Origin of the sequence: Pseudovibrio japonicus (assembly GCF_014651595.1) — a bacterium.
GTDB lineage: Bacteria > Pseudomonadota > Alphaproteobacteria > Rhizobiales > Stappiaceae > Pseudovibrio > Pseudovibrio japonicus.
This window is the reverse complement of the sequence record NZ_BMXE01000002.1, coordinates 517,210-539,475: the sequence shown is the minus strand read 5'-3', so window position 1 is coordinate 539,475 and position 22,266 is coordinate 517,210. Positions and strand designations below refer to the sequence as shown.

The following is a 22,266-nucleotide window of genomic DNA, read 5'->3' as shown; positions in this document are numbered from 1 at the left end:
TCCGGTTCTTTAACTATATGATCTCGTATGAACTGCGTTAAACCTAGCCTTTACGCCAAGCAATACCTTGAACTCAGGATCACCTCTTTATGAGCAGAAATCGCTTAACGAACGCTTCAAGCCCCTACCTTCTTCAACACCAGAATAACCCCGTCCACTGGTGGGAGTGGAGCAAGGACGCACTGCAGGAAGCAAAGCAAACAAACAAGCCAATTCTGCTGTCTGTTGGCTACTCCGCTTGCCATTGGTGCCACGTCATGGCCCATGAAAGTTTTGAGGATGAGGCAACAGCCGCGCTCATGAATGAGCATTTCGTCAACATCAAGGTAGATCGCGAAGAGCGCCCGGACATCGACCAGATCTATATGCAAGCTCTTCATATGCTTGGTCAACAGGGTGGCTGGCCGCTGACCATGTTCCTCACGCCAGACGGCGATCCATTCTGGGGTGGCACCTACTTCCCGAAGGAAGCACGGCACGGCTCTCCAGCCTTCAAAGATATCCTGTACGCGATCGCGCAGAGCTTCACCACAGATCGCGACACTATTGAAGAAAACCGACAGGCTATCAGTCAGGCGCTCAACAAACCACCGTCAGAGGCCTCCCCTCTTTCAAGCTTCCTGATCACCGCTGCCGGCAAACAGCTCTTCACCATGCAGGATGAAGAGGAAGGTGGCATGAAGGGTGCACCGAAGTTCCCTCAGGCCTCCGTTCAGGAGCTCATTTTCAGAACCGCTAAGGCGCAGAAGAACACCTTCATGCGTGATCAGTTTTTGAAAACCACCCGCGCGATTTCACAGGGCGGAATATATGATCATGTAGGAGGCGGCCTGGCTCGTTACGCAGTCGACTCTATTTGGCTTGTCCCACATTTTGAAAAGATGCTGTACGACAATGCCCAGTTCATTGAGCATCTCTGCTGGGCCTATCAGGAAACCAAGGACGAACTGTTTCATGTCCGAATCCACGAAGTAATTGATTGGCTCGAACGCGACATGAAGCTTCCTGAAGGTGGCTTCGCTTCATCCATGGATGCAGACAGCGAAGGTATCGAAGGCAGATTTTATGTCTGGACTTACGACGAACTGAAGAGCCTCATTCCTGAAGAATACTTCGATCTGTTCTCCAACACCTATGAAGTCACTCCAGACGGCAACTGGGAAGGTAAGATCATTCTCAACCGGCGCCACTCCCCTGCCCTTCTGGAACCCTCTGAAGAGGCAGCGCTGGCATCTTGCAGAACAATCCTGCTCGACTACAGAAGCAAGCGTATTCCACCACACAAAGACGACAAGGTGTTGGCTGATTGGAACGCCATGCTCATCTGCGCTCTCGTGCAAGCAAGTGCCGTTGTTTCACATGAATCTCTGCGCTCCTCTGCCAAGGCCGCTTTTGCCTTCATCACAGAGTACATGTTCGTCGATGGAAAGCTCAGCCACTCATGGCGTCAGGGTCAAAGACTAGAAGTCGGTTTTGCCTCTGACTACGCCTGGGCCGCAAGAGCAGCACTCGCCTTGTACCAATCAGAACCAGATCCAGCTGAAAAGCAACGCTACCTGAAGCAGGCCGAAGAGTTCCTGAGCATCCTGAAAGAGCGCTTCACCCACTCCAATGGCGGCTTTTACATGACAGACAAGGATGCTGACGATCTCATCCTCCGCCCATATCACGCCTATGATGAAGCCACCCCAAACTACAACGCGGTGGCAGCCCTCGCCTTCTCAGAGCATTGGATCTTAACGGGGGACACATCATCTCGTGATCTGGCGGATGGAACGTTGAACGCCTTTGCTGCCGATGTCCCAAACAACGTCTTCGGAACGGCCTCTCTGCTCACCGCGCTAGATACCCGCACACGGTTCAAAAAAGCACTTGTTGTTTTGGGCTCTGGTTCGGAGGCAACTCCATTCCTTCAAACACTCCATACTCAGGCTGATCCAGCGCTTTATGTCGATGTGATCCCTGAGGGCGCTGCAAAGCCAGTGGAGTTGGAAAATTCAACATGGAACACAAATGAAACCACTGTCTTTATCTGTTCTGCAAAAGGTTGCTCATTGCCTGCAACGACACTAGAACAGGTGAAAGAACAAATCTGATTTGCAGATAAACTAAACGCTGACTCACAGTTTCACGTGAGTCAGCATCTCTACATACATTATTGAAGCTATTCATGATTCACGTGAAACATCACAGTATTCACAAATCACCCTTAGTGGTTATCCAATCAAGCCCAGGTCTTGGATACGCTTTCAAAACGATCCTTGTTCAAGCGATAAAGCACATGCCGCACCAGCGGGTGGTCAGGCTCCAGCATCGGATGGTCAAAATCGTCTTTCGCATTCCGCGCCATTCCAAGGCGCTGCATCAGCTTCTGAGAACGCAGATTGGTCTCGGTCGTGAAGCTAACAATCTCATCAAGCTTAAGAGTTTCGAACCCGAACTTCAGCCAGATCTTCGCAGCTTCCTGCGCAATCCCCTTCCCCCAAGCTTCGGGGATAAGCCGCCAACCAACTTCAACACAAGGGTCAAACGGAAGCGGCTTTGGGTAGGTCGGAATGTTCAAACCACAAAAGCCGAGAAACCGACCAGATACCCGATCCTCAACAACCGGACACGCATAACCACGGTCCTCCTGCTTCTCCATCAGGAACTCATGCATATGAGCGCTTTTCTCGCGAGGCATCACGTCTGGAAAGAACTCCATCACACGTGGATCAGCATTCATCTCAACAAGACCGTCCAGATCCCGCTGTTCCCACTTACGCAGAACAAGCCGTTCCGTCTCAATGCGCGGGCACTTTTCAATTAACGTCTCAACCATTTTTTAAATCCATAAATCGCTGTTTTGTAATTCGATAAAGAATGTTTCTCGCCAGCGGATCATTGGCATCCATACCAGGCTCAATAAAGTCATCACCTTCTGAATAGACCATCCCCAAACGCTTCATTGTATTCTCTGAACGAAAATTGCCAACAACCATATTAGCGACAATCTCATCCAACTTTAGAGTTTCAAAACCGAACTCAAGCCAAACACGCGCAACCTCTGTTGCAATCCCCTTGCCCCAAGCATCACGTTGGAGCCTCCAACCAATCTCAACGCATGGGCCAATGGGAATATCTGTCTCCTGAACCTTTAGTCCGCAAAAACCCAAAAGACGGCCTGATTTTCTATCCTCAACAGCTGGGAAGCAATAGCCATGCTTGGCTTGTTGGACCAGCACACGATCGAGCATTTTCTCCACTTCAGACGGCGACTTTACAGCACCAAAGAACTCCATGACCTCAGGATGCCCACAAAGTTCGATCAAACCATCCAGATCCCACTCTTCCCATTTCCGCAATACAAGCCGTTCCGTCTCAATGCGTGGGCACTTGTCAATCGCTGCCTCAACCATTTTCAAATTCCAAATACTTTTCTTTCGACAACCGATACAAGAAGTGCCGCCTTAATGGATGCCCCTCCTCAATCAAAGGATGATCAAAATCCTCAGACGCGTCTCTTACCATTCCCAGCCTCTGCATGACTTTTTCAGAGCGCCAGTTAGCAGCCGCAGCAAAACTCACAATCTCCTCTAAACGAAGGGTTTCAAACCCAAATCTAAGCCATACACGCGAGGCTTCTTGAACAATCCCCTTCCCCCACACATCAGGTATCAAGCCCCATCCAATCGCAACGCACGGGCCAAACGGAAGAGGCTTTGGATTTGTCGGGACATTCAAACCACAGAACCCCAGAAACCTTCCGGAGTCCCGCGCTTCAACCACACAAGTGCCGAAACCATGCTTTTCCTGCTTGAACATAAGACGTTCAAACATTCGCTCACTATCTTGTCGGGACATCACAGACGGAAAGAACTCCATCACTAATGGGTCAGCGTTCATCTCTACAAGACCATCCAAATCCCGCTCTTCCCACTTTCGCAGGATTAAGCGTTCAGTTTCAAAGCGTAGGCTCTTATCAGCAACATCATCAACCATGGCTCTGTCTTAAAAATTGTTCTTTTGAAAGCCGGTACAAGACATGTCGTTTCAGAGGATGCCCCTCCTCAATCAAAGGGTGATTAAAGTCCTCCGAAGCATGCCTCACCATTCCAAGGCGCTGCATCACCTTCTCGGAGCGCCAGTTGGTGGCCGCAGTGAAACTTACAATCTCGTCTAAGAGAAGAATTTCGAATCCGAATCCAAGCCAGATCCGCGAGGCTTCCTGCGCAATGCCCCTCCCCCAGGCATCAGGTATCAAACGCCAGCCAATCTCAACACAAGGGTCAAACGGAAGCGGTTCTGGATAGCTCGGAATACCTAATCCACAAAGCCCTAGAAACCTCCCTGTGGCCCGTTCTTCAACCACTGGCGTACCAAAGCCATACTTCTCCTGCTTGAACATCAGCCGCTCAAACATCCGCTCACTGTCTTGTCGGGACATCACAGACGGAAAGAACTCCATCACTAATGGGTCAGCGTTCATCTCTACAAGACCATCTAAATCCCGCTCTTCCCACTTCCGCAGAACTAAGCGTTCGGTTTCAATGTGCGGACACTTATCAATTACAGCTTCAATCATGGTTCTGCCCCGCAAACTTATCTCGTGAGAGCCGATATATAACGTGCCGCCTCAACGGATGGCCCTCCTCAATCTGAGGATGATCAAAGTCCTCAGAAACATCCCACACCATTCCCAGTCTTTGCATAACGGATCGCGATCGAGAGTTCCTGGCAGATGTACAACTCACGACTTCACCGAAACCCTGAGTGTCAAAACCAAACCCGAGCCAGAACCGCGCAGCTTCCGTTGCTATCCCCTTCCCCCAGGCATTTGAGATGAGGCGCCAACCAATCTCAACTTCTCCTTCAAAGGGCCAATCTACCGAGTGATCCAAAATCCCAAGGCCACAAAACCCAAGAAACATCCCCGACACTCTGTCTTCGACAACGGGAAAGCAAAACCCATCTGTTTCTTGTTTAGAAAGCATACGAGACAGCATTCGCTCACTAACAGCATATGAAATTTCTTGCGGGAAAAACTCTCTAACCAACGGATCTGCATTCATCTCTGCAAGACCATCCAAATCCCGCTGTTCCCACTTCCGCAGAGTTAAACGCTCTGTTTCAATACGTGGACTTTTATCAATGACGCCCTCAATCATAGTCCTGTCTCGAAAAATGCTGCCTCTTCATCCTGTAAAGCACTTGTCGTTTGAGCCGGTGCCCCTGTTCCAGCATGGGATGATCAAACTCTTGGATGCGCTCCATCCCCAGACGTTGCATTACCCTCTCAGAACGAAAATTCTGCACGGGTGTAAAACTCACAATCTCATCAAGCTGCAGAGTTTCGAGTCCATATCAAAGCCACTTTGTTGCAGCTTCAGAGGCAATCCCTTTTCCCCACTGACTGAATAAGAGCCGCCATCCAATCTCGACACATGGGCCAAATGAGAGACGGTCCTGATACCCTGGCGACTTTAATCCGCAATACCCCAGAAACCGGCCAGTTCCCTTTTCAGCAATGACAGAAAAGTAAAGCCTATCCCGCTGCTACGCCTCCACATAGCGCGCCAACATCTCCTCACTCTCAGCCCAAGTGAGTACCGAAGGATAAAACTCCATCACCCGCGGATCTGCATTCATCTCTGCAAGACCATCCAAATCCCGCGCTTCCCATTTACGCAGCACCAGACGGTCAGTTTCAAGGCGCGGGCAAAGATCTGCGCCCACCTCAGCCATTAGACTGTCCCATGAACTTATCTGCAGAAAGCCGATACAAAACATGCCGGCACAATGGATGGTCAACATCGACCCCGGGAAAGTCGAAATCATCAGCTGGATCATAAACCATGCCCAGCTTCTCCATCACTCGCCGTGACCTGTGGTTTTGAACAACAGTGTACGCCACCACTTCATCAAGCTTAAGAGTTTCAAACCCAAACCTTAGCCACCGTCGTGATGCTTCCCTTATAATCCCCTTCCCCCAGGCTTCTGGCAGAAGTCGATAGCCGATCTCAACACAAGGCTCGCATGGCAAGCGCCCGGCGGCGTAAGAAGGAATTTCAAGTCCACAAAAGCCAAGGAATGAACTAGTGTCCTTGTGCTCCACTACAGCAAAGCCGAAGCCATCCTCCGCCTGCTTTTGCATCCCTAACTGAAACCCTATTTCACAGTCTTCAATCGATGGATTGGAACGGAAGAACTCATAAACGCGTCGATCAGTGTTTAACCTGATAAATCCCTCCAGATCCCCGGGCTCGCACTTCCGCAGAACAAGCCGTTCCGTCTCAATACGCGGGCACTTATCAATCACTGTCTCAACCATTTAGCTGCTCCAAAAACCTTTTCTTTGAAAGGCGGTATAAAACATTCCGGCATAAAGGATGCTTTGGGTCTGTACCAGGAAAGTCGAAATCATCAGCTGGATCATGAACCATTCCCAGCTTCTCCATCACACGGCGAGACCTGTGGTTTTGAACAACTGTAAAGGCAACCACTTCATCAAGTTGAAGCGTGTCGAATCCGAAACTAAGCCAGAATCTGGCTGCTTCTCCTGCAATCCCCTTGCCCCATGCCTCAGGGAAAAGTTGCCATCCAATTTCAACGCAGGGCTCACAAGGCAGCAGGTCGCTGTAATCCGGAATACTAAGACCACAAAACCCGAGAAAAGCACCGCTTTGCTTATCTTCAACCACGGGAAAACAGAAACCGTTCTCCTCCTGGCTCTTAAGTGTTGATTGCAGAGCCGCCTCACAAACCTCAGAGGACGGCGTTGAACGATAATACTCAGTAACCCTCGGGTCGGAACTCAGCCGAATATACTCATCCAGATCTCGCTCTTCCCACTTCCGAAGAACAAGCCGCTCGGTCTCAACGCGCGGGCACTTCTCAACTAATGTTTCAATCATCCTCGTTCCAAATATCTTTTTCAAAAACGTTCTACCGTAGTGGAAGCTACTCGATGTAAAGAGCATTCTTCACCACGCCCAATCACTGCCTTCCCCTCTGAAATGCTAATTCTGCGCGGAAGGAAGGCTCGCTTCAGATTGTAATGTCTCTTCTTATGAGAGACATCAGATACTTCACGCTGGTACTGGAGAGGATATCAGCTTGAAGCTAGCCATTGAATTTGCGACGACCTCGCCATCTGCAAAAACGGTCGAACGCGCATAGCAAATTGACCGACCGCACTTTGTGTAATCTGTGTCGACCATCAGCCAGGCACCTTTAGCGGCTGCGCTTACAAAATTGGTTTGCAAGGAGATTGTTAAGAGCCCCTTCACCTGCGTGCCGCCAGAACGTAGAACCTGAACGCAAGATAGTCCCATCGCGTTATCCGAAAGCGCAGAAATCAACCCACCATGGACAAATCCGCGCGCATTACAGTGTGGTTCATCCAGATACAGGCCAATCTGAACCCGGTCTTCCAGGACAGACGAGTAAATCGGCTCCCAAGGATCGGTAAGGTTACTCTTTCTAAAGTGGGGTTTAAATCCATCAGGTAGTGTTAGGGTAGTCAAAACATGTCTCCTCATCATTGTCAGTAAGGCAATATCTTACCGCTCTCCCCCCTCGAAAAGTCGGTCAATAATCCAATGACATCGCCATGAAACCATCCTTGAAGCTAGGTAAGCTCTGGTCGAATCGCCAACTCGTGAAAACAAAGGTGATATAAATAAAACAATAAAAACATATACTTAAATATTTTTACCTACTCGTTGCAAGCGTTTCAGCATGGCACGAACAATCCATCTATGAGCTATCCCGACCGGAAACATATAAACCCGCCCAAACATATTATGCACGATTACTGATGACGTAACGGAAATAAAATTTCCTTCTGTCGATATACAGGTCATAACGTCAAGGTGCCGATCCCTCTCCGTTAGGACAAGCGTGGTCTCATCCACATACTCGACCAGAAAAAAGTCGAGAAAATCCCCTTCCCTAATCCTCCCGGTGACCGGAGCACTGAACCCGCCAATCTTCTTCACTCCAAACAGAGATGAAATCCGATCGCGTATCCAAAACGCCGACTGCATGAAAGGCAGCGGATGCCTCACCGAGAAATTCCAAAAATCAACTGGCCGAACTTCGCGTTCAACCTCAGCGACTTGACTGTCAAAATAGTATAGCTCCTCAACAGAGCGTAGAACATAAACATTCCTCCCAGGAAGCCTGATCATCGGATCATGCCCTCTCCTTATTTTACAAATCAATTCACCTCATAAAACCACTGATCCACGGCTTAGAAAACAAAAAAGCCCCACTCACCGAATGGCGAGCGGGGCCGATAAATTTGGACTCCAGAAAACCTAGGTGTTCATGGAATCGAAGAAGTCATCATTGGACTTGGTCTGACGCAGCTTGTCGAGCAAGAACTCAACGGCATCAACAGTACCCATCTGGCTGAGAATACGGCGCAGAACGAAGGTCTTCTTGAGTTTGTCAGCAGGAACAAGAAGTTCTTCCTTACGCGTACCGGAGCGCTGAATATCAACTGCTGGGAACACGCGCTTATCGGAGATCTTACGATCAAGGATAATTTCGGAGTTACCAGTACCCTTGAATTCTTCGAAGATAACCTCATCCATACGGCTGCCGGTATCGATCAGGGCCGTTGCGATGATGGTTAGAGAGCCACCCTCTTCAATGTTACGGGCAGCACCGAAGAAGCGCTTTGGACGCTGTAGGGCGTTTGCATCAACACCACCAGTCAGAACCTTACCAGAGGAAGGAACAACGGTGTTGTAGGCGCGGCCAAGACGGGTGATCGAATCCAGCAGGATCACAACATCACGACCATGCTCGGTCAAACGCTTTGCTTTCTCGATCACCATCTCAGCGACCTGAACGTGACGCGTTGCAGGCTCATCAAAAGTGGAAGACACAACTTCACCATTCACGGTGCGCTGCATGTCTGTCACCTCTTCCGGGCGTTCATCGATCAAAAGAACGATCAGATAACACTCTGGATGATTGGTGGTAATGGATCTGGCGATATTCTGCAGGAATACTGTTTTACCGGTTCGCGGCGGAGCAGTAATCAGTGCACGCTGACCTTTACCAAGTGGCGCAACCAGATCAATGATACGTGAAGAGATATCTTTTGATGTGCTGTTTTCAATCTCAAGATTGAAGCGCTCGTCAGGGTAAAGCGGGGTCAGGTTGTCAAAATGAACTTTGTGACGCGCCTTTTCAGGGTCTTCAAAGTTGATCTTATTCACCTTCAGAAGGGCGAAATAACGCTCACCTTCCTTAGGACTACGAATCTGGCCTTCTACTGTGTCACCGGTGCGCAAAGAGAAGCGCCGGATCTGTGAAGGTGAAACGTAAATATCATCCGGACCAGGCAAGTAATTTGCGTCTGGAGAACGAAGAAATCCAAATCCATCCTGAAGGACCTCTACGACACCTTCACCGATGATTTCAATATCTTGTTCAGCAAGTCTTTTGAGAATGGCAAACATAAGCTCTTGTTTGCGCATCGTACTTGCGTTTTCAACTTCATGCTCCTCAGCAAACGTGAGGAGTTCAGTTGCCGTTTTGGATTTGAGGTCTCTGAGTTTCATTTCCCGCATCAATAGGGATCGTCTTTACTAAGGGTTCTAATTTGCTTTAGCTGTTAAGGCTTAAGAACTTTCGAACACTAAACGTTAGGGGGGAATTGCAGCTCACGGAGGTTCGAACTTAATCGACCTACGATAATCACCAGGAGATCAGTGATCACTTAAGCTGCATCGTGAAGTTGCGGGGACAATAACTAATCGAACTGAATTCGGCAAGTCCTTATTGCCCACTAATTCTCCTTAATTCTGAATATATGTTTCCGAATGCTCGAAACACTTAGGGTTTAAATATCACTAGGAACACAATTGCAACCATTAATAGTGTCGGAATTTCATTAATAATTCTAAAGTATCGCTCGCTATTCTTATTTTGATCCTGCGCAAACTTGGTGACATGACGCGAAAGCATCACGTGATATATCGTCATCAAAACAACCAATGAAAACTTCAGCATAAACCAAAGATCAAAATAAGCGTCGAGCAAATAGACCAGCCACAACCCGAAAATCCATGTGGCCATCATGGAAGGTCCCATAATCGCTTTAAGTAAACGGCGCTCCATAATCTTGAAGGTTTCGCTCTTGTCAGAACCGATTTCAGCGGTTGCGTGATAAACGAAAAGGCGCGGCAAGTAGAAAATTCCCGCCATCCAGGCAATCACTGAAATGATGTGAAGGGACTTAGCCCAGGAAAATGCATCTGCCATGATCCGCGCCTTATCTAGTTCGCAGTACCTGCTTACAGGCCTTTAACCCGCTTCACCATCTCGGCAACATGTTCTGGCGGAGTTTGTGGAACCACGCCGTGACCAAGGTTGAAGATGTGCGGACCATTGCCCAAAACTTCGAGAGCGTGGTCTATTCCAGTTTCCAGTGCACGTCCACCGGCAACAAGACGCATTGGATCCATATTCCCCTGTACAGGAACAATTTTCTGAATTTCCTGTGCCACTTCCGCCGGAACAGTCCAGTCCAGACCTACGGCATCCACGCCAGTTCCCTCAACATAGCGCTTCAAACGAGCCGCTGATGCTTTCGGGAATCCGATGATCTTCGCATTCGGACGCTGAGCTTTCACCCCATCAACAATCCTGCGGGTCGGACCAACAGACCACTGCTCAAATCCGATGTCGTCCAAAACGCCTGCCCAGGTATCAAAGATCTGCAGCGCATCGGCGCCACCATCCAACTGAGCCACAAGATAGGTGATCGAAGCTTCAACCAGCTGATCGATGAACGCTGTCAGAAGCTCAGGATCCTTGTAGGAGCCGATACGAGCGGCAAACTGGTCCTGAGTGGTATGACCAGCCACGGAGTAGCAAGCGACCGTCCACGGGGCTCCGCAGAAGCCGAGAAGGGTGGTTTCAGTCGGTAGCTCCGCTCTCAGGCGTTCCACTGTGGCAATAACGGGAGCCAAATGCTCCATTGTCCTTGCTTGATCAAGTTTATCAACGAGTTCGGTAGAGAGTGGTTCAAGAACTGGTCCTCGACCCTCCTCAAAATTTACAGGGTAGCCAAGCGCATCTGGAACAACGAAGATGTCAGAAAATAGGATGGCAGCATCAAAGCCATACCGGCGAATGGGTTGGAGAGTAACTTCTGTTGCAAGATCGGTATTGTAGCAGAAGTCGAGAAAATTCGGTGCTTGAGCTCGTACAGCTCTGTACTCAGGCAAATACCGTCCTGCCTGGCGCATCATCCAGATTGGTGGGCGCTCTAGTTTCTCGCCTGCCAAAACGCGCATTACCGCTCTTTCATGAGATTCCATAAATCGCCTCTTTTTCCCAAGCCTGCTTAAAAAGAATCTTCTTATTTGGAAGTTTCTATTTCTATTAGTGAGTGAATAGCAGGGATCAATTTAATTCCACAATTCCTAACTGAGAAAAGCGTTCGAGGAAAAGTCAAAGATCAAAAATGGGCAAGACTCTTCACAGGAGTCGAAAACAATTTGTTTTCTCTAATGATTCAATGAGTTACAATCTGTAAAATAACCACAGATCACAGTTTTTCCCGTATGGTGTGCTGTGAATCTTTTGCGTGGGCAATGTGCAATCCCGTTTATCCAAGTCGTTTCCAAATCAGTATTCTCAAAATATGGAATTGTTGACGAAATAGGGTCAGCGGGCATTAATTCGAAAGCACAGCGAGATTTGGCCAGTTTTCCCAGATCTCCCAGGAATGTTGAGGATGATACCTTGGGTAACCACTCTAACTACTTCCATTTACACATGGTTTCGGACTCAACGGGCGAAACTTTGATGACAATTGTGCGTGCCGCGACCGCGCAATATGAGAATATTCAGCCCATTGAGCATGTTTATCCGTTGATCCGACATGATAAGCAGTTGAGTAGAGTCCTCGAAGAGATTGAATCTGCACCTGGAATCGTCTTGTACACGCTTGTGGAACAAGCCTACGCCCGCCGTCTGGAGCGCAAATGCCAGGATCTCGGGCTGCCCTGCGTGAATGTTCTCAAACCCGTCTATCAGGTCTTTCATAGCTATCTGAATGTCACTGAAACGTGGCGCGTTGGCGGTCAGCACGTGATGGATGAGGAATACTTCCAGCGAATGGAAGCGATGAACTACACCATGCTTCATGATGACGGCCAAATCGCTGGCGCTCTGGAAGAAGCGGACGTTATTCTCGTTGGTATTAGCCGCACTTCTAAGACGCCAACTTCTATCTATCTGGCCAACCGGGGCATTAAGGCGGCCAATATCCCGCTTATTCCCAATATGCGCCCTCCCCGGCAGCTTCTGAAAGCCAGACAGCCCCTTGTGGTTGGCCTTATGGCAACAGCTGAACGAATACGGGATATCCGCCAAAACCGCATCCTGTCTCTGGATGCTAAGTCAGACAACGACACCTACGTTGATCGCAAATCCATCGCCAAGGAGATTGCGATGTCGAAACGATTGTGTGCCGAACATGGCTGGCCGCTCATTGATGTCACCCGCCGCTCCATTGAAGAAACGGCAGCGGAGATCATGGATTTGCTCCGAAAGCATAAAAATGAGCTAAAAGAGACAGAAGAATATTGAGAAGCCTCGCGCTTTATCCCAATAAACAGCATAAGAAATCCTCAGATTGAGAAAGCAGAGTATGACTCGACTGGTATTAGCGAGCGGAAGTAAAATTCGCGCGACTCTCTTGGAAAACGCAGGCCTAATCTTCGACCGCATCCCGGCAAATGTTGATGAACGTCAGATCGAGGAACCTTTGCTGTCCACTGGTGTGGACCCAGAGTCAATTGCAGCCAAATTATCTGTTGCGAAAGCGAAAGAAGTTTCCGCCCGAAATCATGGTGCCTACGTTATTGGGGCCGATCAGATCCTCGCTTTTGAAGGAAAGCGTCTTGTTAAGCCGGAAGATCTGAAAGCAGCCCGCAAACAATTGGAGAGCTTCTCCGGCAAAAGCCATGCACTTCATTCAGCTGCCTGTGTGGTCAAAGACGGCGAAGTTGTTTGGGAAGGCATCTCAACAGCTACCCTTCAGGTGCGTGAACTCTCTCCGGATTTCCTTGATTGGTATATCGACCAGACCGGTAGCGAAATCCTCTCAAGCGTTGGCGCCTATCAACTGGAAGCTGAAGGTGTTCAGCTCTTTGAAAAGATTGAGGGTGACTACTTTACAGTACTCGGATTGCCGCTTCTGCCGCTGCTTTCCTTCCTACGCGAAATTGAGGTGCTGAAGAAATGAGGAAAGCTGCGGTTACAGGGCACCCGATAGGCCATTCAAAATCCCCTCTTATCCATGGTTACTGGCTCAAACAGCACGGCATAGAAGGTAGTTATGTTGCTCAAGACGTTCCTCCGGAAACTGCCAGAAGCTTTTACAGCTCTTTGCCAGAACATGGCTTCGTTGGTTGCAACGTGACAATTCCAAATAAGGAACACGCCTACAACGCCGCGGAAAAACTGGATGACGCCGCCAAGATGATTGGAGCGGTGAATACCCTCTGGTTGGATGAAAACGGTGTTCTCAACGGTTCAAACACTGACGGCCTTGGTTTTCTGGGAAATCTCGACCAATTACTGCCCAACTGGGATAAGAATGGGAACAAAGCCATTGTTCTGGGTGCCGGAGGGGCAGCTCGCGCGATTATTTGGGCATTGCTCTCAAGAGGATACACAGAAGTGTATATCGCCAACAGAACCATGGAAAAAGCGCAGAAATTAGCCGATCATTTTGGTCCGAATACTATTGCCATATCGTGGGATACTCTGGGGGAAAAGCTTGGAGAAGCCGATTTGCTGGTCAATACGACCTCTCTTGGCATGACAGGACAGCCAGAATTAAAGATTGATCTTGATAACCTGTCCAAATCAGCGGTCGTAACGGATATAGTTTACTCTCCGTTACAAACCGAACTGCTTCGGGATGCCACAGAGCGTGGAAATCGAACAGTGGATGGTCTGGGAATGCTGCTTCATCAGGCTGTACCGGGTTTTGAAAAATGGTTTGGAGTTCGTCCGGAAGTCACCGGTGAACTTCGTAAAATAATCCTGAGAGAAATGGGGCTTGCCTGAATGGTTATTCTCGGTCTGACCGGTTCAATTGGAATGGGGAAATCAACTACCTCACAACTCTTTGCAGAGGCCGGGGCAGCTGTGTACGACGCAGATGCAGCCGTACATGCGCTATATGCTGGCAAGGCCGTTGAGCCCGTCGGCAATGCCTTTCCTGGCACGATCAAAGATGGCCGGGTTGACCGGGAAGCCCTCGGCAAGGTCGTTCTTAACGACAAGACGAAGATGATGCTTCTGGAAAGTCTCATCCACCCCCTCGTTCATGAAGTCGAAGCAGAGTTTCTCGAGCAAGCCAAAAATGAGCGCCGCAAGGTGGCTGTACTCGATGTCCCGCTCCTCTTTGAGGTTGGCAAACAGCATGCCGTTGATGCCGTTGTTGTGGTTACCGCGCCCTATGATGTGCAGCGAAAGCGCGTTCTGGAAAGACCGGGCATGACAGAAGCAAAATTTGAGGCTATCTACGCAAAACAGTTAAACGACGCAGAAAAACGCAAAAGAGCGCATTTTATTATCGACACTGGCCGTGGTATTGAACCCGCTCGTCGCGCAGTAGAAGCTATCATGCGCGCTGTGTCCTCGATCGCTTCAAGAACGGTGTAATTATGCGCGAAATCTCCTTCGATACGGAAACCACAGGCCTGAACCCGCTTGATGGTGACAGACTGGTAGAAATCGGTGGAGTGGAGCTTATCAACTTTATCCCGACCGGCCGCGTTTGCCATCTCTACGTCAACCCACAGCGGGATATGCCAGAAGAAGCCTTCCGCATTCACGGTCTTTCTGCTGAATTCCTCTCGGACAAACCGGTCTTTACGGATGTTGCTGATGAATTCCTTGATTTTGTCGGTGATGCCCGTCTGGTCATTCACAACGCACCATTCGATATGGGCTTCATCAACATGGAGCTTGGTCGCTGCAATAAGCCAAAGATTCCAAACACTCAGGTGTTGGATACGCTCAAACTGGCCCGCAGAAAGTTCACCACCGGCTCTGTCTCGCTCGATGCACTCTGTTCGCGCTATGGCATAGATAACTCCAAACGTGTCTATCACGGCGCGCTCCTTGATGCGGAGTTGCTTGCTGAAGTTTATCTGGAGATGAACGGCGGGAAGCAGAAAAATCTGGGCTTGATGCCAGACGATGAAGCCAATGAGCTTGATACAACGGGTTCCGACGAACCAAAAAAACGCATCGCTGCCCAACAACGCCCGGTTCCCCTCTCCCCTACCCTGTCTGAGGAAGAGATTGAGGCACATGCCAAATTTATTGCAGGTATGAAAGCCGATCCGGCCTGGAACAAATACCTAAAATAGACTTCAAGTAAAAAAGCGCTCCAGAAATCTGAAGCGCTTCAATCTTTTATCACAGCATGGATGGCAACACACGATCCGGTGGGCGGTGGCCGTCCATAAACGCTTTGATATTGATGATGACCTTCTCACCCATATCAATACGCCCTTCAATTGTGGCTGAACCCATGTGAGGCAGCACAACAACCTTGTCGGACGCCACTAGCTTTGGATTGATTGCTGGCTCGTGTTCAAACACGTCGAGCGCGGCACCTGCAAGCTCTCCCGCTTCGATCTGACGGATCAGCGCATTTTCATCTACGATCTCACCACGCGCGGTGTTCACAATGTATGCATCAGGCTTCATCAGCTTCAAACGACGCGCCGATAGCAAGTGGTAAGTACCAGGTGTATGCGGGCAATGGATGGAGACGACATCCATACGCGCAAGCATCTGATCCAGGCTCTCCCAGAAAGTAGCCTCCAGCTGCTCCTCAAGCTCCAGAGGCTCGCGAATTCGATTGTGGTAATGGATAGACATCCCAAACGCCTTTGCGCGTCTGGCGACCGCCTGACCGATTCTGCCCATGCCGATGATACCGAGGCGCTTGCCCCAGATCCGGCGACCGAGCATCCAGGTCGGGGACCAGCCGTCCCATTCCTTGTTCTCGATTTTCCGCATGCCTTCGGAAAGGCGGCGTGGAACGGCAAGAATGAGCGCCATGGTCATGTCGGCGGTATCTTCAGTCATTACGCCAGCGGTATTGGTGACAGCAATACCGCGGTTGTTGGCTGAGGCAACGTCGATATTATCCACGCCGTTACCGAAGTTGGCGATCATCTTCAGATTCGGCCCAGCCTGAGCCAGAACCGAAGCATCAATACGATCAGTTACAGTGGGGACGAGAACATCCGCAATTTTGACGGCTTCTACGAGCTCTGCTTGGGTGAACGGCTTGTCTTGCTCATTCAGTCGGGTGTCGAAAAGTTCGCGCATCCGCGTTTCGACTACATCCGGCAGTTTTCGTGTCACAACCACAATAGGCTTCTTTTTTGGCATCGTCCCCGCCTTCTGTCAAAAATTCGAAGTTTTTTAACCGTGCCCTGATCCCCATATGAGTCAATGTCTCAAAGGTTTTAGGGGCTGTCAAAGTTTCATTACCAAATGTTCCGGTGAAAACAAGACTTGTAAAACACGTCTACATCTAATAGCAGCCACTATCGGAAATCGCGAGATCTAAGGTATGATACTTGTGTCTCGATTTTAGTGAAAATTACGGATTAGCCGACGGGAAAATTTGGTATCGCTATGAAAAATATACGTTTTCGTGCTCTGGGTGCCCTTGCAACCGCTTTTCTATTATTTCTCCTTGTTTTTCCATCCGCAATGACGGTTCAGGCGCAGTCTGGCGGTTCAGGTGTTTCTGGCCTTCCGGTTCCACGTTTTGTTAGCCTTAAATCAGATCGTGTGAACGTTCGGAAGGGCCCGAGCAGAAACCACGAGATCGGTTGGACCTTTATTCGCAGCAGGCTGCCGGTGGAAGTTATCCAGGAATATGATGACTGGCGCCGGATCCGTGATTGGGAAGGTAAGGATGGCTGGGTGTTCAAAACCCTACTGACAGGCTACCGCTCAGCCTTGGTCACACCTTGGTTAGAAGACACAATTGAAACCACACCGTTGCGTAAGCGTCCGGGCCCGAATGAAGAGATCGAGGCGTATCTTGAACCAATGGTCCTTGCGGGTGTGGTCGAGTGTGAAGATGGTTACTGCCGCGTTTCCGGTAAGGATTTTGAAGGTTGGGTCGACCAAAGCAGACTGTTTGGCGTTTACAAAAACGAGACAATCAATAATTGATCCAAGAGATCATGGAATCAAAAAAGCCTCTGAGTGTTCTCAGAGGCTTTTTTGTTTGATGGATTTCACGAAGGAAACTTAGATAGTTTCATTCTTGCGCATCAATTTTTCTGCAGTTTTCAATGCTTCCAGACGTGGCATGGAAACGATGTTGTAACCGGAATCGACAAAGTGAATTTCACCGGTAACACCACCAGACAAGTCTGAGAGAAGGTAAAGACCAGAACCGCCAAGCTGTTCGTTGGTAACAGTATGCTTTAGCGGGGAGTTGTTCTGTTGGAAGTTGAACATCAAACGAGCATCAGAGACACCAGCACCAGCAAGCGTACGAACCGGGCCTGCAGACATTGCATTCACGCGAATGCCCTGCTCACCAAAGTCCATTGCCAAATAACGTACAGAAGCTTCTAGAGCAGCCTTGGCAACGCCCATGACGTTGTAGTTAGGCATAACACTGGTCGCACCACCATAAGTCAGCGTCAGCATTGCACCACCATTTGGCATAAGCTCGGCTGCGCGCTTTGCGATCTCTGTAAATGAGAAACAGGAGATCTGCATCGTACGGGCAAAGTTTGCACGAGAGGTGTCAGCATATCGGCCACGCAGCTCATTTTTGTCGGAAAATGCAATAGCGTGCACGAGGAAATCAATCGTTCCCCATTTCTCCTTCAGCTGCGTGAACACATTATCTACGCTATCGATGTCTTCTACATCGCAGGGAAGCAGTGTATCGCTACCAACACTTTCTGCTAGCGGCTTTACACGGCGACCAAATGCTTCACCCTGATAGGTGAAGGCTATTTCTGCTCCCTGTTCTGCAAGAGCCTTGGCAATGCTCCAGGCAATGCTGTGATCATTGGCAACGCCCATAATCAGACCACGCTTGCCTTGCATAAGCTTGCTCATAGAAAACTCCCGTAATCAATGTTTGAAGGAGCTGCTTAACCTCAACTCCTTAAAACTTAGTCTTTAAATCTCTTAAACACGACGGTTGCGTTGGTACCGCCAAATCCAAAGCCGTTTGAAAGGACGCAGTTTAGCTCTACATTATCTACGCGCTCTCTTACGATTGGCATATCCTCAAAATCCGGATCCAATTCTTCAATATGGGCAGAAGCGGCAATGAATTTGCCTTCCATCATGAGCAAAGAATAGATTGCTTCATGAACACCAGCAGCACCCAGGGAGTGACCGGAAAGTGCCTTAGTCGCAGAAATTGGCGGAACCTTATCACCGAAGACAGTGCGGATTGCTTCGATCTCTTTGATGTCACCTACAGGCGTAGAGGTTGCGTGTGGGTTGATGTAGTCTACGTCGCAATCAACGTCTTTGAGCGCGATCTTCATGCAGCGCGCTGCGCCTTCACCGCTTGGTGCAACCATGTCATGACCATCAGAGGTCTGGCCGTATCCTACGATCTCTGCGTAGATTTTAGCGCCACGTGCTTTTGCATGCTCAAGTTCTTCAAGAACCAGAACACCACCGCCGCCAGCAATAACAAAGCCGTCACGGTTCTTGTCATATGGACGAGAAGCAGTAGACGGAGTGTCGTTGTACTTGGAAGACATTGCGCCCATGGCGTCAAACAGATTGGAGAGGCTCCAGTCCAGTTCTTCACCACCGCCCGCAAAAATCACGTCCTGCTTACCCCATTGGATCAACTCGAAAGCGTTACCAATACAGATATTGGTCGTCGCACAGGCTGCAGAGATGGAGTAGTTGACGCCGTGAATCTTGAATGGCGTTGCAAGGGTTGCGGAGTTCGTGGAGCTCATTGCTTTTGGAACTGCGGTAGGTCCAATACGACGTGGACCTTTTTCGCGAGTGGTATCAGCAGCTTCAACGATAGTTTTGGTGGATGGGCCACCAGAACCCATGATCAGGCCTGTGCGTTCATTGGTGACTTGGTCTTCGCTTAGACCAGCGTCCTCAATCGCCTGTTCCATGGCCATGTAGTTCCATGCAGATCCTGCACCCATAAAACGAGCAGTACGGCGGCCAAGAGCTTCCAGAGGATCAATCTTTGGGGCACCGTGAACCTGACAACGGAAGCCAAGCTTCTCATAGTCCTCGGCGGCAACAATGCCGGATTTACCTTCGTAAAGGCTCTGCTTAACCTCTTCAGCATTGTTGCCAAGTGGAGAAACAATACCCATACCAGTAACAACCACACGCCTCATTTAAGGTCTCCCGTGGGATAAATGGTTCAAATGAACCCAATTCCAAAAAAGGGTTCATCACTCCGCATGATAAACCCTCGCGCAATCTGAAAACTTATTTTTCTTCGTCTTGGAACAGACCAACACGCAGGTCTTTCGCAACGAAAATAGTCTCGCCGTCGGCCTTTACCCAGCCATCAGCAATCGCCAGTTTCAGGCGGGAGCGCATCACGCGCTTCATATCAACGCCGAATTCAAGCATTTTTACGTCAGGAGTAACCTGACCTGTAAATTTGACTTCACCAGTAGAAAGTGCACGACCACGGCCAGGCTCACCCAACCATCCAAGGTAGAAGCCAGTCATCTGCCACAGAGCGTCCAAGCCGAGACAACCAGGCATTACAGGATCGCCCTGGAAGTGACATTCAAAGAACCAGAGATCTGGATTGATGTCGAATTCTGAACGAATTACACCCTTGCCGAACTCGCCACCTTCCTCAGAAATCTCAGTGATGCGATCGAACATCAGCATCGGAGGAAGTGGCAATTGTGCATTGCCTTTGCCAAATAGCTCACCGCGACCACAGGCCAGCAGAGCTTCTTTATCGTAGCTTGAACGCTTGTCGTGCATTCTATTCCCGCATAATTTGTCGTTTGTTGAGGCCAGAAAACGTAGGGTTCACCTTACCTGAACGTAACGATGGTTCTAAGTATTAACTGTTCGGGCCTTCCTAGCACACGTACCCGAATATCGAAAGAGCGATGTATGTGAGTTTGCGTGTGCTCAATGTACGCAGTTGTGTTTAACTTATACTATTCTTATTATTGTTATAAGCAGTCCCTTTGTCCCTACTGGGTTTCAGCTTGATCTATCTAGGGTTATGCTCCCTAATATTGAGAGTGCTTGGGTACAGGTCAATAGGTTGCTTTTAATCTAATGCTGGTAGAAATGGTGTGTTGGTGATAGAACAGCAGCACCCTAAAGAACTATAGTAGGAAAAAATGAGCTCGCAGATTGCTTACGAACATCAGGATGTAACAGGGATGCTAAGAGACGCAGGTCTCCGCCCTACACGTCAGCGCGTAGCACTGGCTGAGCTTCTTTATTCTCAGGGTAATCGCCACATCTCGGCGGAAGTCCTTCACGAAGAAGCTATTCTTGCCAACGTGCCCGTCTCACTGGCAACAGTTTACAACACGCTCCATCAGTTCACAGAGGTTGGTCTGCTGCGCGAAGTTGCTGTTGAAGGAACAAAGACTTACTTCGACACCAATACTTCCGAGCATCACCATTTCTTCTTGGAAGATGAAAACCGAGTAATCGACATTCCAGACAGCGGCCTGACCTTGGACAACTTGCCAGTGCCACCTGAAGGAATGGAAATTTCCCGCGTGGAAGTTGTAGTTCGTCTCCGTAAGAAGCAGATGCAGTAAAGCTTCTGCTTTTACTTAATTAGTCCCCTTCAGAATTTTCTCTTTGCTCTTGCAAAGATCATAGATGATGCAGCGATCGCAAGCCGGTTTGCGGGCCTTACAGATGTAACGGCCATGCAGAATAAGCCAGTGGTGCGCGTGCTGCATGAACTCTGGCGGAATCACTTTTTCCAGTTTCTTCTCTACATCCAGCGGTGTCTTGCCGGGCGCGAGGCCAATTCTGTTCGCAATCCGGAAAAGGTGCGTATCAACCGCAATCGTTGGCTGACCGAAAGCGATATTCAGCACCACATTTGCCGTTTTCCGTCCGACGCCGGGCAGAGCCTCCAGCTCCTCACGGGTCTGCGGAACCTGCCCCCCGTGATGCTCAATCAGCATCTGTGAGAGCAAAAACGTATTCTTCGCCTTGTTTTTGTAAAGCCCGATTGTTCGGATCTCTTCGCGGATCTTATCCTCGCCAAGCGCCACCATTTTCTCAGGCGTATCAGCAATCTGGAACAGATGCTTTGTCGCCTTATTCACTCCGGCATCGGTGGCCTGAGCTGAGAGGACAACAGCCACCAGCAGTGTGAACTCGTTGCTGTGGTTGAGTTCCCCTTCGGGTTCAGGGTTGTCTTTTTCGAATGTCGCAAAGATCTCGTAAATCTCGGCTTTAGAATACCTTGATCTGGAAACTGTCTTTTTGCGTGTATTGGAAGAAGATACAACCTTCTTTGTTTTGGTGGCGTCAACCATAGGACTCTCAAGGGAAATAAGTGACTTTGCGTAGGCTGTGAAAGCTCTATACTCCTAAGGGAGCAAGAGTAGCAATGAAACAGAGTGCGAAATAGCACCAATGCCCCACGATCTCGAAAAGCAGGAGCTTTATCCCCCTTTCTTTCAGGCTGTTCTGACCCCGCACCGCTCGTTGTCTCGCGAAGGCGTGAACATGGTCCTGTGGTGCGCAGGTGCAGTTGCCGGAGCTTGCTCGGTCATGCTCGTTTTGATGGGTCTGTGGCCAGCGCCGATCCTCCTCGCCCTCCCAATCCTGTTCCTCTGGCTCGCTTTCAGACATAATTTTGCAACTGCTGAAACCTACGAGGAAATCAGCGTGTCCCCTCTTGAGGTGCGGTTGAAGCATGTCACCTACAAAGGTGAAGTGCAGGAGTACATTCTCAATCCGTTTCACATGAAGCTCCATATCGAACGGGATGAAGATATCGGAGTGACCCGCATTCTGGTGCGGTCTGACCAACAGTTCCTGATCGTTGGCTCTTTCCTGAACCCTGATGACAGAACCAGCTTCGCAGCTGAATTTTCAAAAGCGATACATTCGGCCCGCAACCGCGGTTTTGATCATGCCTAGGCATTGCGCCTCGTATTTCTGAGTGCTCGCGTTTCGGGTGGTGTTGACGCTGCGGATCAACTAGATTCCCCAAATCAGAAATAAAATCTAAGAGCC

Annotated in this window: 26 protein-coding genes and 1 pseudogene; 9 read left to right on the top strand and 18 right to left on the bottom strand. The window is 49.4% G+C overall.

The features are described 5' to 3' along the window. Positions 1 to 89: 89 nt before the first annotated feature. A complete protein-coding gene (locus tag IE076_RS07220) occupies positions 90 to 2,096 on the top strand; it encodes a thioredoxin domain-containing protein (protein ID WP_189436084.1) in 2,007 nt (668 codons plus the stop codon). Positions 2,097 to 2,224: 128 nt separating this feature from the next. On the opposite strand, the gene IE076_RS07215 is transcribed toward IE076_RS07220, so the two are convergent. The 13 genes and pseudogenes from IE076_RS07215 to hemE form a co-directional block, all read right to left on the bottom strand. Then, positions 2,225 to 2,821 carry a GNAT family N-acetyltransferase gene (locus IE076_RS07215; RefSeq protein ID WP_189436083.1) on the bottom strand — a complete coding sequence of 199 codons (597 nt, stop codon included), beginning with the start codon at positions 2,819 to 2,821 and terminating at the stop codon, positions 2,225 to 2,227. Next, a complete protein-coding gene (locus tag IE076_RS07210) occupies positions 2,814 to 3,398 on the bottom strand; it encodes a GNAT family N-acetyltransferase (RefSeq protein ID WP_189436082.1) in 585 nt (194 codons plus the stop codon). Before IE076_RS07210 ends, IE076_RS07215 begins: the two co-directional genes overlap by 8 nt. Continuing rightward, the gene (locus IE076_RS07205) at positions 3,391 to 3,981 is read right to left on the bottom strand and encodes a GNAT family N-acetyltransferase (protein ID WP_189436081.1); all 591 of its coding nucleotides are present in this window, start codon (positions 3,979 to 3,981) and stop codon (positions 3,391 to 3,393) included. Before IE076_RS07205 ends, IE076_RS07210 begins: the two co-directional genes overlap by 8 nt. After that, positions 3,974 to 4,564, bottom strand: a complete 591-nt coding sequence (locus IE076_RS07200) for a GNAT family N-acetyltransferase (RefSeq protein WP_189436080.1) — start codon at positions 4,562 to 4,564, stop codon at positions 3,974 to 3,976. Before IE076_RS07200 ends, IE076_RS07205 begins: the two co-directional genes overlap by 8 nt. Further along, positions 4,557 to 5,147 (bottom strand): GNAT family N-acetyltransferase, encoded by a 591-nt coding sequence (locus IE076_RS07195; protein WP_189436079.1) that lies wholly within the window; start codon positions 5,145 to 5,147, stop codon positions 4,557 to 4,559. Before IE076_RS07195 ends, IE076_RS07200 begins: the two co-directional genes overlap by 8 nt. Positions 5,148 to 5,343: 196 nt before the next feature. Next, a pseudogene (locus tag IE076_RS22820) lies at positions 5,344 to 5,724 on the bottom strand (GNAT family N-acetyltransferase). Then, a complete protein-coding gene (locus IE076_RS07180) occupies positions 5,717 to 6,310 on the bottom strand; it encodes a GNAT family N-acetyltransferase (RefSeq protein WP_189436077.1) in 594 nt (197 codons plus the stop codon). Before IE076_RS07180 ends, IE076_RS22820 begins: the two are co-directional and overlap by 8 nt. After that, the gene (locus IE076_RS07175) at positions 6,303 to 6,893 is read right to left on the bottom strand and encodes a GNAT family N-acetyltransferase (RefSeq protein ID WP_189436076.1); all 591 of its coding nucleotides are present in this window, start codon (positions 6,891 to 6,893) and stop codon (positions 6,303 to 6,305) included. The genes IE076_RS07180 and IE076_RS07175 overlap by 8 nt, the downstream gene beginning before the upstream one ends. A 174-nt stretch (positions 6,894 to 7,067) precedes the next feature. Further along, positions 7,068 to 7,505, bottom strand: a complete 438-nt coding sequence (locus IE076_RS07170) for a PaaI family thioesterase (protein ID WP_209008922.1) — start codon at positions 7,503 to 7,505, stop codon at positions 7,068 to 7,070. 177 nt (positions 7,506 to 7,682) lie between these two features. Beyond that, positions 7,683 to 8,171 (bottom strand): DUF2867 domain-containing protein, encoded by a 489-nt coding sequence (locus tag IE076_RS23065; RefSeq protein ID WP_189436075.1) that lies wholly within the window; start codon positions 8,169 to 8,171, stop codon positions 7,683 to 7,685. A gap of 129 nt (positions 8,172 to 8,300) precedes the next feature. Next, on the bottom strand, positions 8,301 to 9,566 hold the full coding sequence (gene rho, locus IE076_RS07160) for a transcription termination factor Rho (protein WP_054661477.1): 1,266 nt from the start codon (positions 9,564 to 9,566) through the stop codon (positions 8,301 to 8,303). 265 nt (positions 9,567 to 9,831) lie between these two features. Further along, positions 9,832 to 10,260 carry a protoporphyrinogen oxidase HemJ gene (gene hemJ, locus IE076_RS07155; protein WP_189436074.1) on the bottom strand — a complete coding sequence of 143 codons (429 nt, stop codon included), beginning with the start codon at positions 10,258 to 10,260 and terminating at the stop codon, positions 9,832 to 9,834. A gap of 32 nt (positions 10,261 to 10,292) precedes the next feature. Further along, a complete protein-coding gene (gene hemE / locus IE076_RS07150) occupies positions 10,293 to 11,321 on the bottom strand; it encodes a uroporphyrinogen decarboxylase (protein WP_209008921.1) in 1,029 nt (342 codons plus the stop codon). A 427-nt stretch (positions 11,322 to 11,748) separates the two neighbouring features. Here hemE and IE076_RS07145 point away from each other — a divergent pair, with 427 nt between their 5' ends. The 5 genes from IE076_RS07145 to dnaQ all read left to right on the top strand — a co-directional run bounded on the left by IE076_RS07145 (position 11,749) and on the right by dnaQ (position 15,398). Further along, positions 11,749 to 12,597, top strand: coding sequence for a pyruvate, water dikinase regulatory protein (locus IE076_RS07145; RefSeq protein ID WP_189436073.1), 849 nt, complete (start codon positions 11,749 to 11,751; stop codon positions 12,595 to 12,597). 61 nt (positions 12,598 to 12,658) lie between these two features. Next, positions 12,659 to 13,255: a Maf family protein gene (locus tag IE076_RS07140; RefSeq protein ID WP_189436072.1), complete on the top strand. Its 597-nt coding sequence runs from the start codon at positions 12,659 to 12,661 to the stop codon at positions 13,253 to 13,255. Further along, on the top strand, positions 13,252 to 14,085 hold the full coding sequence (locus IE076_RS07135) for a shikimate dehydrogenase (protein ID WP_189436071.1): 834 nt from the start codon (positions 13,252 to 13,254) through the stop codon (positions 14,083 to 14,085). The genes IE076_RS07140 and IE076_RS07135 overlap by 4 nt, the downstream gene beginning before the upstream one ends. Beyond that, on the top strand, positions 14,086 to 14,685 hold the full coding sequence (coaE, locus tag IE076_RS07130; RefSeq protein WP_189436070.1) for a dephospho-CoA kinase: 600 nt from the start codon (positions 14,086 to 14,088) through the stop codon (positions 14,683 to 14,685). A gap of 2 nt (positions 14,686 to 14,687) precedes the next feature. Continuing rightward, positions 14,688 to 15,398 (top strand): DNA polymerase III subunit epsilon, encoded by a 711-nt coding sequence (dnaQ, locus tag IE076_RS07125; RefSeq protein ID WP_189436069.1) that lies wholly within the window; start codon positions 14,688 to 14,690, stop codon positions 15,396 to 15,398. A gap of 49 nt (positions 15,399 to 15,447) precedes the next feature. Here the strand turns inward: dnaQ and IE076_RS07120 are convergent, their stop codons facing one another. Continuing rightward, positions 15,448 to 16,434 carry a 2-hydroxyacid dehydrogenase gene (locus IE076_RS07120; protein ID WP_189436068.1) on the bottom strand — a complete coding sequence of 329 codons (987 nt, stop codon included), beginning with the start codon at positions 16,432 to 16,434 and terminating at the stop codon, positions 15,448 to 15,450. Positions 16,435 to 16,683: 249 nt separating this feature from the next. On the opposite strand from IE076_RS07120, the gene IE076_RS07115 reads away from it, so the two are divergent. Further along, positions 16,684 to 17,232 carry an SH3 domain-containing protein gene (locus IE076_RS07115; RefSeq protein ID WP_189436067.1) on the top strand — a complete coding sequence of 183 codons (549 nt, stop codon included), beginning with the start codon at positions 16,684 to 16,686 and terminating at the stop codon, positions 17,230 to 17,232. Between the two features lie 78 nt (positions 17,233 to 17,310). Here the strand turns inward: IE076_RS07115 and fabI are convergent, their stop codons facing one another. The 3 genes from fabI to fabA all read right to left on the bottom strand — a co-directional run bounded on the left by fabI (position 17,311) and on the right by fabA (position 20,022). Continuing rightward, positions 17,311 to 18,138 carry an enoyl-ACP reductase FabI gene (gene fabI / locus IE076_RS07110; RefSeq protein ID WP_189436066.1) on the bottom strand — a complete coding sequence of 276 codons (828 nt, stop codon included), beginning with the start codon at positions 18,136 to 18,138 and terminating at the stop codon, positions 17,311 to 17,313. 56 nt (positions 18,139 to 18,194) lie between these two features. Continuing rightward, positions 18,195 to 19,412, bottom strand: coding sequence for a beta-ketoacyl-ACP synthase I (gene fabB / locus IE076_RS07105; protein WP_189436065.1), 1,218 nt, complete (start codon positions 19,410 to 19,412; stop codon positions 18,195 to 18,197). A gap of 94 nt (positions 19,413 to 19,506) precedes the next feature. Further along, complete coding sequence (gene fabA / locus IE076_RS07100; RefSeq protein WP_189436064.1) at positions 19,507 to 20,022, bottom strand: 3-hydroxyacyl-[acyl-carrier-protein] dehydratase FabA; 516 nt, start codon at positions 20,020 to 20,022, stop codon at positions 19,507 to 19,509. Positions 20,023 to 20,393: 371 nt separating this feature from the next. Between fabA and irrA the strand changes: the two genes are divergently transcribed. Further along, on the top strand, positions 20,394 to 20,825 hold the full coding sequence (gene irrA, locus IE076_RS07095; RefSeq protein WP_280514293.1) for an iron response transcriptional regulator IrrA: 432 nt from the start codon (positions 20,394 to 20,396) through the stop codon (positions 20,823 to 20,825). Positions 20,826 to 20,840: 15 nt separating this feature from the next. On the opposite strand, the gene nth is transcribed toward irrA, so the two are convergent. Further along, on the bottom strand, positions 20,841 to 21,560 hold the full coding sequence (gene nth / locus IE076_RS07090) for an endonuclease III (protein WP_189436063.1): 720 nt from the start codon (positions 21,558 to 21,560) through the stop codon (positions 20,841 to 20,843). Positions 21,561 to 21,660: 100 nt separating this feature from the next. On the opposite strand from nth, the gene IE076_RS07085 reads away from it, so the two are divergent. Beyond that, entirely contained in the window at positions 21,661 to 22,170 is a 510-nt protein-coding gene (locus tag IE076_RS07085) for a DUF2244 domain-containing protein (protein WP_189436062.1), read from the top strand. Positions 22,171 to 22,266 lie beyond the last annotated feature (96 nt).